This window comes from Mesorhizobium sp. M7A.F.Ca.CA.002.09.1.1 (assembly GCF_003998555.1).
In the GTDB taxonomy this organism is placed as follows: domain Bacteria; phylum Pseudomonadota; class Alphaproteobacteria; order Rhizobiales; family Rhizobiaceae; genus Mesorhizobium; species Mesorhizobium ciceri.
In genome coordinates, this window is record NZ_RZRR01000103.1 from 1 (window position 1) to 9,662 (window position 9,662).

Here is a 9,662-nt window from a genome sequence, read left to right on the forward strand (position 1 = left end):
ATCTCCGGCGCCGAAGTCGGCTGTCAGGGCGAGGTCGGGTCGGCATCGGCAATGGCGGCGGCCGGCCTGTGCGCCGTCATGGGCGGTACGCCCGAGCAGGTCGAGAATGCCGCCGAGATCGCGCTCGAACACCATCTCGGCATGACCTGCGATCCGGTTGGCGGGCTGGTGCAGGTGCCGTGCATCGAGCGCAATGCGCTGGGCGCGGTCAAGGCGGTGACGGCAGCGTCACTGGCCATCAAGGGCGACGGCACCCATTTCGTACCTCTCGATGCAGCAATCGAGACCATGCGCCAGACCGGCCTCGACATGAACGAGAAGTACAAGGAAACCAGCCTGGGTGGGCTCGCCGTCAACGTCGTGGAATGCTGAAGGCTGGCCTAAACTGCCACTGTGGAGAAGTCGATCCGGTCGTTGACGCGTCCGCATGCGGGACTAACCTTAAGCGATGTCTCTCAATCTCATAAAACTCTGTGTCGGCTGCGACAGCGTCGAAGATCTCGAGGAGTGGATCGCCTTCCGCCTCGACGAGCGGCGGCGCGCCGGTGAGCCGGTCGAGCAATATCACACCACGCGCATGATGCCGACGCGCGGCGCCGAGGTCACCGATGGCGGTTCGCTCTATTGGGTGATCAAAGGAAATGTGCAGTGCCGCCAACTGATCACCGAGATCCGGCCGTTCACCGATAGTGAAGGCATCGGCCGCTGCCACCTGATTCTCGACCCCGAGGTTGTTCGAACCGACTGGCAGCCGCGCCGGGCCTTTCAGGGCTGGCGCTATCTGAAGCCGGCCGACGCGCCGCTCGATCTGGGCAAGGGCAAGGCCGGACTGATCGAGATGCCGCCGAAACTCAGGCGCGAGCTTGCCGACCTCGGCCTGCTCTGACCCCAGGTGGCATCACCGTCTGGCCCTTTGTGCCACCCGATGTGGGGCTTGCAAGCGATGTGGCAACGCCACATCTTGTTTTTTATGAGCGATAAGAAGCAACCTGTGCCAGCGAGGACCAATCCTGCGCCGATCAAGCCTCAATCCAACGCTGGCGAGATCGACGCCTTCATTCGCCAGGCGAGGACACTTGCCGCATCGGCGACCGGTTCGGGCAGGCTGATCCTTGCTCTCGACGCGACGATGAGCCGCCAGCCAACCTGGGATCTGGCCTGCACGCTGCAGGGCCAGATGTTCGACGCCGTCGGCAAGGCAGGAACCCTCAGCGTGCAACTGGTTTATTTTCGCGGTCTTGGCGAGTGCCGTTCGTCCGCTTTCGTGAGCGACACCAATGCCTTGAAGCAGCTGATGACGCGGATCGAGTGCCGCAGCGGTCACACCCAGATCGGCAAGGTGCTGGCGCATGCGTTGAAACAGACGGCAACCGCTAAGGTCAATGCGCTGGTCTATATCGGCGATGCGATGGAAGAGGATATCGACGATCTGGCCGAAAAGGCCGGCAGCCTCGGCCTTCATGGCGTTCCTGTCTTCGTCTTTCAGGAAGGCCATGATTCCAGCGCGGAAAAGGCATTCAAAGAGGTTGCGCGGCTGTCCAAGGGGGCCTGGTTCCGGTTTGATCGGCGGGCTGCCGCGACCCTGGCCGGACTGCTTTCGGCTGTCGCCGTGTTCGCGACCGGCGGGTTGAAGGCGCTCGAAGCCAGAGGCAGGCCGGAAGACCGGCTGATGATCGAGCATCTGCGGGGCGGCGGAAAATAATGGGCGCAATCATCGCTTTTGTAGCGTTGCTTTTGCTGCTGCTCGGCGCGGTGACGATTTTTCTGCGTGCCGAGCCAGCGAAACTGGCGGGCACGCTGCGAACGCTTGGGCCGGCTCTTCTGGCAGTTGTCGGCGTCGCCGTGCTGGTGGTCGGCCGTGAAGGCGTCGGCGGCATGATCCTCACCGCGGCAATTGCCTGGTATGGTTCCATGCGAATGAAACGCCAGCCGGCGGGGCTTGCACCGGGCAAACGCTCGACGGTGCGCACAGCGGCATTGGAAATGGAGCTCGATCACGATACCGGCGGCCTCGAAGGACTGGTCCTGGCTGGCCGCCACGAAGGCAAGATGCTTGGCGCGATGGGGCTGGTGGAATTGCAGCACCTCTACCGCGAACTCTCCGGTGATCCGGAGAGCCGGCAGTTGCTAGAGACGTATCTTGACGGCAGATTTCCCGTCTGGCGCAAAAACACTGAGACGAACGGTGGCGAAGGGCTGGGTGTTGCGCCAGGTCCGGGCGCCATGACTAAGGAGGAGGCCTACAAGGTCCTTGGTCTTGAAGCGGGGGCCGCCGCGGCGGATGTCCGCAAGGCGCACCGCCGCCTGATGCAGCGCCTGCACCCCGATGTCGGCGGCACGTCTTTCCTGGCGGCGCGGATTAACGAAGCCAAGGACGTCTTGCTCTCCAATCACAACTAGTCTCCTTCGACGCAGAATTTTTCCGGGAGATGATTTCCACGCCGTCCTACTGCTGGACGGCGTAGCACTCGATGTTCTTCTTCTTCAAAGCGGTGCAGGCCTTCCAGGCGGCGGTCTTCGAACCGAAGCCGCCGAAGCGGGCGCGATAGTAGGTGACGCCGTCCTTGTCGAAGGCGACGGTGAAGCCGGAGGCGTCGGCCAGCACCTTGGGCGCCTGCTTGGTGGTCTTGTCGAGGAAGGCCTGTGCCTCGGACTGCTTTGGCGACGAGGCGACCTGAATGGCCCAGCCCGACGGCACCGACGCCGTGTTGACCGGATCGACGGCCGCTGGTGTTGGCTCGGCATAGGCAGCGACGACCTGGGCCGTCGCGACCTGGGGGGCTGAAACGATGACGGTCTTGACCTTTCTGGTCTTGACGACGGGGGCTGCTTCTTCGGCCTGCGGGGTATCGTCTTCCGCGACCGTGGCGTCCTCGGCGACGGTGGCGTCGTCCTGCGCCACAACAGGCTTGTCATCGGGCGTCGGAGCGTCATGCTTGGGCAGGAGAACCTGGGCGAGGGCGGTGACCGGGTTGTTGCCGCCGGCCTTGGCCACCAGATCGCCACCGCCGCGAGTCGATGCCCTCGGCAGATAGGTGTTGATCAAGCTGGCCATCTGATTGTCGCGGCTGCGGCCGGAACTGCCGCCCATGACCACGCCGACGATGCGGCGATTGCCGTCGGAAACCGACGAGACGAGGTTGAAGCCGGAGGCGCGGGTGTAGCCCGTCTTGATGCCGTCGACACCCTTGATGCGTCCGAGCAGGCGATTGTGACCGTTGATGCGCTGACGCCCGTAGAGGAAGGAGCGCTGCGAGAAATAGCCGTAATATTGCGGAAAATGTTCGCGCAGCGCGATGCCGAGCGTCGCCATATCGCGCGCGGTGGTGAACTGGCCAGGGTCTGGCAGGCCATTGGCGTTGCGGAACACGGTGCCGTTCATGCCCAGCGCACGCGCCTTGGCGGTCATCATGCGGGCAAAAGTGGTTTCATTGCCGCCGAGCATTTCGCCGAGCGCGGTGGCCGAGTCATTCGCCGACTTGGTGACGATCGACAGGATCGCGGTCTCGACCGTGACCGAACCGCCCGGCTTCACGCCAAGTTTCGTCGGCGCCTCGGCGGAGGCCTTGGCGGAAAACACCACTGGCGTATTCCTGCTGATCTTGCCCTTCGCCATCGCTTCGAAGGTCAGGTACAGCGTCATCATCTTGGTCAGCGAAGCTGGATAGCGCCTGCCGTTGGCATCTGCGGAGTAAAGCACCTTGCCAGTCTTGGCATCCACGACGATGGCCGCCTGCTTGGCCGCCAGCGACGAGGCAACGTCTCCAAAAACGAATGTCATCGCCAAGGCGATGATCATCATCGTTTTGAGAGGGGAGGTGGATTTGGAAACGATGCCCAACAACGCCTTACGCACTGGTACTTCCCTTGGATTTCTTCGTTGCGTTGGAGGCGGCAAAGGGTCCTGCCTCGCTTCCGGCCAAGCTACCGGCGCAGCGTTACCAATCCGTTTATGGTAACCGCCGCGTTCACCATTTTCTTCGTGCTTGAAGCTCTCTTTATTCGATTTTTAGCCATTGGCTGCGCAGGCGGGTCCGCGAGCCCGCGAAATCTTGACTTTTGTGCGGCGCACAATATATTATCTTGCATTGCACAAGGGCGCCCCGAAGAAGGACGCCTCAACCGTCAAGGGAATCGTGAAATGACCCAGACCTATGAGGACTTCAGCAAATACGGCAAAGAGTTCGCCGACACCGGATTGAAGAGCTTCGCGTCGCTCTCCAAGGGCGCACAGGCGATTGCCACCGAGGCTGGTGAATACACCAAGAAGAGTTTTGAAACCGGCAGCGCCACTGTGGAGAAGCTGTTTTCAGCCAAGTCGCTGGAAAAGGCCATCGAGATCCAGTCGGACTACGCCAAGCAGTCCTATGAGGCGTTCGTCGCCGAGGCTACCAAGATCGGCGATCTCTATGCCGAACTCGCCAAGGAAGCCTACAAGCCATTCGAATCGATCGTTGCCAAGGCGAAGTAATTTCGCCCGGGCGAACTGATTTCGCCTGACGTGACCCAGATTCAGCCTTTTGACCCGAGAAAAAGCCCGGCCGTGGAAACGTGGCCGGGCTTTTTCGTGTCAATTTCCGTTCCAGAGCCTCGCGCCCCTTCACGATTGCGAAAATCGTCCAAGTTTGGTGACCTAGCCATATTGTCAGCTAACCAGAAGGGCTTAAAATCGTACATCGAACACCTACATGTCGAACTCGCATGGGGAATCGAAAGAGGCAGGAATACGTGACGATCGGTTTGACTGCCACGAGACGCGTGGTGCGAATGCAAGACGGCGACGGTAACGGCAATGGGGCCGGCCGTGGGACGGCCGTCATCACGCGCACCAAAACCAAGACCAAGAAGCCCAGCCTTTATCGGGTCCTCATCCTCAACGACGACTACACTCCGATGGAGTTCGTGGTTCACGTGCTGGAGCGTTTTTTCCAGAAGGATCGCGAAGCCGCCACACGCATCATGCTTCATGTTCACAATCATGGAGTGGGCGAGTGCGGGGTCTATACATTCGAGGTGGCCGAGACCAAAGTGTCCCAGGTCATGGATTTCGCCCGACAGAATCAGCATCCGCTGCAATGCGTGATGGAGAAGAAGTGAGGTAACATGCCGGCTTTCTCCCAAGGCCTGGAAAAGGCGCTTCACCAGGCGCTGACGCTCGCCAATGAGCGGCACCATGAATATGCAACCCTAGAACATCTGCTGCTCGCGCTCATCGACGACACCGAGGCGGCCGCCGTCATGCGCGCCTGCAATGTCGATCTCGATGAGCTCAAGCATACGGTTCTCACCTATATCGACACCGAGCTGGACAACCTCGTCACCGGCTACGACGAGGACTCCAAGCCGACGGCCGGTTTCCAGCGCGTCATCCAGCGCGCGGTGATCCATGTGCAGTCTTCTGGCCGCGAGGAAGTGTCGGGCGCCAACGTGCTCGTCGCCATCTTCGCCGAGCGCGAGAGCCATGCCGCCTATTTCCTGCAGGAACAGCAGATGACCCGCTACGATGCGGTCAACTACATCTCGCACGGCATTGCCAAGCGTCCGGGCGCGTCGGAGACACGCTCGCCGCGCGGCGCCGATGACGAGCAGGGCGGCCAGAACGGCGCCGAGCCGCAAGAGGAAGGCGGCAAGAAGAAGCAGCAGCAGGACGCGCTGACGGCCTATTGCGTCAATCTCAACAACAAGGCCAAGGCCGGCAAGATCGACCCGCTGATCGGCCGCGAGTCCGAGATCAACCGCACCATCCAGGTGCTGTGCCGCCGCTCCAAGAACAACCCGCTCTACGTCGGTGACCCCGGCGTCGGCAAGACGGCGATCGCCGAGGGCCTGGCCAAGCGCATCGTCGAGGGCGACGTTCCCGAAGTGCTGCACAATGCCACCATCTTCGCGCTCGATATGGGCACGCTGCTCGCCGGCACGCGCTATCGCGGTGATTTCGAGGAACGGCTGAAGCAGGTCGTCAAGGAGCTCGAGGATTATCCTGGCGCCGTGCTGTTCATCGACGAGATTCACACGGTGATCGGGGCAGGGGCGACTTCAGGCGGCGCCATGGATGCGTCCAACCTGTTGAAGCCGGCGCTGTCGTCGGGTGCGATCCGCTGCATCGGCTCGACCACCTACAAGGAATTCCGCCAGTTCTTCGAGAAGGACCGTGCCTTGGTGCGGCGCTTCCAGAAGATCGACGTCAACGAGCCGACCATCGAGGACGCGATCGAGATCATGAAGGGCCTCAAGCCCTATTATGAGGAGTTCCACAAGGTGAAGTTCACCAACGAGGCGATCAAGGCCTCGGTGGAACTGTCGGCACGCTACATCAACGACCGCAAGCTGCCGGACAAGGCGATCGACGTGATCGACGAGACCGGCGCCTCGCAGATGCTGGTGCCGGAAGCCAAGCGCAAGAAGACTATCGGCATCAAGGAGATCGAGGCGACGATCGCCACCATGGCCCGCATCCCGCCGAAGACGGTTTCGGCCGACGACGAGAAGGTGCTGCAGGGCCTCGATATCGAGCTGAAGCGAGTCGTCTATGGCCAGGACACTGCGATCACCGCACTGACCTCGGCGATCAAGCTGGCGCGTGCCGGCCTGCGCGAACCGGAGAAGCCGATCGGCTCCTACCTGTTCTCCGGCCCGACCGGCGTCGGCAAGACCGAAGTGGCCAAGCAGTTGGCCGCGTCGCTCGGCGTGGAGCTGATCCGCTTCGACATGTCGGAATATATGGAGCGCCACACCGTGTCGCGGCTGATCGGTGCTCCTCCCGGCTATGTCGGCTTCGACCAGGGCGGTCTTCTGACGGACGGCGTCGACCAGCATCCGCATTGCGTGCTGTTGCTGGACGAGGTCGAGAAGGCGCATCCGGACCTGTTCAACATCCTGTTGCAGGTTATGGACCATGGCAAGCTGACCGACCACAACGGCAAGCAGATCGACTTCCGCAATGTGATCCTGATCATGACCACCAATGCGGGCGCGTCGGATGCGCAGCGTGCGGCGATCGGCTTCGGCTCGACCAAGCGCGAAGGCGACGATGTCGAGGCGATCAACCGGCTGTTCACGCCGGAGTTCCGCAACCGTCTCGATGCGATCATCCCGTTCGGCTCGCTGCCGGTGCCGGTCATCCATCAGGTGGTGCAGAAGTTCGTCATGCAGCTCGAGGCCCAGCTTTCCGAGCGTGGCGTCACCTTCGACCTGTCGGCGGACGCGATCGCCTGGCTCGCCGACAAGGGCTATGATGAGCGCATGGGCGCGCGGCCGCTCGGTCGTGTGATCCAGGAGCACATCAAGAAGCCATTGGCCGACGAGGTGCTGTTCGGCAAGCTCAAGAAGGGCGGCACGGTGCGCGTCACCGTCGAGAAGAAGGAAACCGGCGAGACCGGCCTGAAGCTCGAATCGCTGGCCGACGAGGCGCCGGTGAAGCCGAAGAAGGAAGAGCCGGAAGAAACGCCGAAGTCCAGAAAGGCCGTGGTGAAAAAGCCGGCGGCCAAGAAGCTGGTGGCGCAGAAGCCCGAAGCCAAGGGCAAGGACGGCGGCAAGCGCAGCCTGGTGCCACAACTGCCCCGAAAGAACTGAGCTTACGAAAGTCAAAAAAGCCCCGGAGACGGGGCTTTTTTATTGGAGCGAGGGTAGGCATAATCGGCCAGATCATCATCCTGAACGGTGCGCCGCGATCGAAAAACAAGCATCGCCAAGGCTGTTCAGGAGTGCTTCGATGGCGTCTGGATCAATCTCGGTGTCGACGTTTGCGATCAGGCCATGCCGCCGCGCTATCGACCCGAGATGGGATTGCGGCCCGGTGGCGCGCCTGTGGCAGGAAGAGGTGCACCGGCCCGGCGTGTACGATCTGGAAGTCGACACGTCGCTCCTGAGCCCTGGGCAATGCGCGGACACGCTCGCAGAGCAGCTTCGGCAAGGACCGTATCGAACAGCGTTTCGGAAATGTCCAACCCATCCAGCGCCGCCCTTGAGGCGTTTTGACCGGCATGCCGCCGCAGGCGAGTTCGTCCAGATCGGCGAATTTACATCCCGCAAAGGGCCGGCGATTGCATGGTGGAGCTCTCAGCGGCCGCGCTGTCCGACTCGAAACGGGTCAGCAAATATCCGCACGCCTTCCAGATCGCGACCATCAGGGATGCGCCCGCATAGCCATCCACGGCATAGTGCCAGCCAAGCACGACGGATCCGACCATAATGACGCCGCGAATAACCACATCACAACACCGGCCAGCCGAGACCGCCGCGTTGCATAGAGAGCGAACAGCACCGCCATCGCAACGTGCAGGGATGGGAAGGCGGATATACCGACGCTGCCGGTAGTTGCGCCGGTGTAGCCACCCCACAGCATATCCTGCGTGTTGAGCGCCCAGATTGGATAGATGCGATCGGCGGTGGCGAGTGCTTGCATGAGGGCGTGAAAGTCGTTGCCGAACCCCAATCGCTCGTAAAAGCAAGGGCCAGCCGACGACAGGCCCATCGCGAGGAAGAAGCCACCCAGCGTCCACACCGTCATGAAGCTCATCAGGAACTGGTGACGCAGCTTCGTATCCTTGCGTGCGATGCACACGGTGAAAACCGCGGTAATGAGCACGACGAACCAGAAATTGTAAGCGATGTTGATGATCTTCAATGCAAGCGGCGACTGGACGGTAAACCACAACCATTCGTGCGGGGCTCGACCGAAATGCAGGATGCGGTCGGCCTGAGCCAATGCCTTGTCCCATGCAAACGGAGAGAGGATTGCAATGGCTCCCTTCAACACACCGATCGCGGATATGAAGGCAAGACCCGCACCCAGGCCATTCAGGCTGTTGGCAATGCGTTCGGCGTCGCCAAAGAATCTACCCAGTGACTTGAGGAAGGTGTGCAGCGGTTCGGTATCCCGCTGGACCAGCGCAAGATGGAGAAGCGTCCCAAGTGCAAAGGCTGAGCCGCAAATCCAGAAGGCGATGAAAAGATACTCAGCGTATTCCTCCAGAACGCCGAAATCCGGCATGTTTCCAGTGTGCCACCCGACTGCGCTTGCCAGAAGCAGCGCAGCGGCAGCCATAGCGTGCAGCAGCCGGTGTCGCCAAAAGGCATCCGCCAAGATGCCAAGAAAAGCACGCTCGACAATTGCCCCCGCCAGTGGGGCCGATGCCGCAACCGAATGTTCCATGGTTTTGAAGCCCCACAGCTCGCCACGCGTTAGCATTTTACCGTGAGATGGTTCGATATTTCCTAATCAGACGATTAGAGTTGCAAACGGTTGAGTCGGCACTGGGCACGGCCGGGCATTAGAATCGGCTTCTGGACTGAACGGCGCTTGTTAGTCCGATATTCTCGACCCGGTCCACCACATCATTGGCGGACCTCCCGCTCTCAATTTTTGAGTGCAGTCCGTATCTTTTCGGCGTTACCGACCAGAATCTCCGGCTTCTCCATCTCGCCCGTGTGCGGCTTCAGCGGGATGCCGTCGAAGCGCGGAATGACATGCACATGCAGATGATAGACGGTCTGCCCTGAGGCCGGCTCATTGAACTGCATGACGGTGACGCCATCGGCGCCGAAGGCCTTTTTCACCGCCAGCGCCACTTTCTGAACGGCGCTCAAGAGATGGCCGAAAATTGACGGATCGGCATCGAGAAGGTTGCGCGACGGCGCTTTCGGCACCACCAGCGTATGGC

Annotated in this window: 10 protein-coding genes and 1 pseudogene; 8 read left to right on the plus strand and 3 right to left on the minus strand. The window is 61.2% G+C overall.

The features are described 5' to 3' along the window. The 4 genes from EN994_RS07145 to EN994_RS07160 all read left to right on the plus strand — a co-directional run. On the plus strand, positions 1–372 hold a 372-nt coding region (locus tag EN994_RS07145), incomplete at its 5' end, for an L-serine ammonia-lyase, iron-sulfur-dependent, subunit alpha (protein ID WP_206530381.1). A 76-nt stretch (positions 373–448) separates the two neighbouring features. After that, positions 449–886, plus strand: coding sequence for a DUF1489 family protein (locus EN994_RS07150; RefSeq protein WP_013531780.1), 438 nt, complete (start codon positions 449–451; stop codon positions 884–886). An 84-nt stretch (positions 887–970) separates the two neighbouring features. Then, positions 971–1,702, plus strand: coding sequence for a hypothetical protein (locus EN994_RS07155; RefSeq protein ID WP_027161546.1), 732 nt, complete (start codon positions 971–973; stop codon positions 1,700–1,702). Continuing rightward, positions 1,702–2,400: a DnaJ domain-containing protein gene (locus EN994_RS07160; protein WP_013531778.1), complete on the plus strand. Its 699-nt coding sequence runs from the start codon at positions 1,702–1,704 to the stop codon at positions 2,398–2,400. Before EN994_RS07155 ends, EN994_RS07160 begins: the two co-directional genes overlap by 1 nt. A 46-nt stretch (positions 2,401–2,446) precedes the next feature. Here the strand turns inward: EN994_RS07160 and EN994_RS07165 are convergent, their stop codons facing one another. After that, a complete protein-coding gene (locus EN994_RS07165) occupies positions 2,447–3,856 on the minus strand; it encodes a D-alanyl-D-alanine carboxypeptidase (RefSeq protein WP_013531777.1) in 1,410 nt (469 codons plus the stop codon). A gap of 285 nt (positions 3,857–4,141) precedes the next feature. Here EN994_RS07165 and EN994_RS07170 point away from each other — a divergent pair, with 285 nt between their 5' ends. From EN994_RS07170 to EN994_RS07185, 4 genes and pseudogenes are all read left to right on the plus strand, one after another. Further along, positions 4,142–4,471: a phasin family protein gene (locus EN994_RS07170; RefSeq protein WP_013531776.1), complete on the plus strand. Its 330-nt coding sequence runs from the start codon at positions 4,142–4,144 to the stop codon at positions 4,469–4,471. A 296-nt stretch (positions 4,472–4,767) separates the two neighbouring features. After that, positions 4,768–5,097, plus strand: coding sequence for an ATP-dependent Clp protease adapter ClpS (gene clpS / locus EN994_RS07175; RefSeq protein ID WP_023812950.1), 330 nt, complete (start codon positions 4,768–4,770; stop codon positions 5,095–5,097). Between the two features lie 6 nt (positions 5,098–5,103). Continuing rightward, positions 5,104–7,572, plus strand: a complete 2,469-nt coding sequence (gene clpA, locus EN994_RS07180) for an ATP-dependent Clp protease ATP-binding subunit ClpA (RefSeq protein ID WP_013531774.1) — start codon at positions 5,104–5,106, stop codon at positions 7,570–7,572. 59 nt (positions 7,573–7,631) lie between these two features. Continuing rightward, positions 7,632–7,939, plus strand: a pseudogene (locus EN994_RS07185) (hypothetical protein); the annotation flags it as partial. 186 nt (positions 7,940–8,125) lie between these two features. Here the strand turns inward: EN994_RS07185 and EN994_RS07190 are convergent. Beyond that, the gene (locus EN994_RS07190) at positions 8,126–9,154 is read right to left on the minus strand and encodes a phosphatase PAP2 family protein (RefSeq protein WP_244514298.1); all 1,029 of its coding nucleotides are present in this window, start codon (positions 9,152–9,154) and stop codon (positions 8,126–8,128) included. 203 nt (positions 9,155–9,357) lie between these two features. Next, a partial coding sequence (locus EN994_RS07195; protein ID WP_164745833.1) for an HIT family protein occupies positions 9,358–9,662 on the minus strand: 305 nt, incomplete at its 5' end.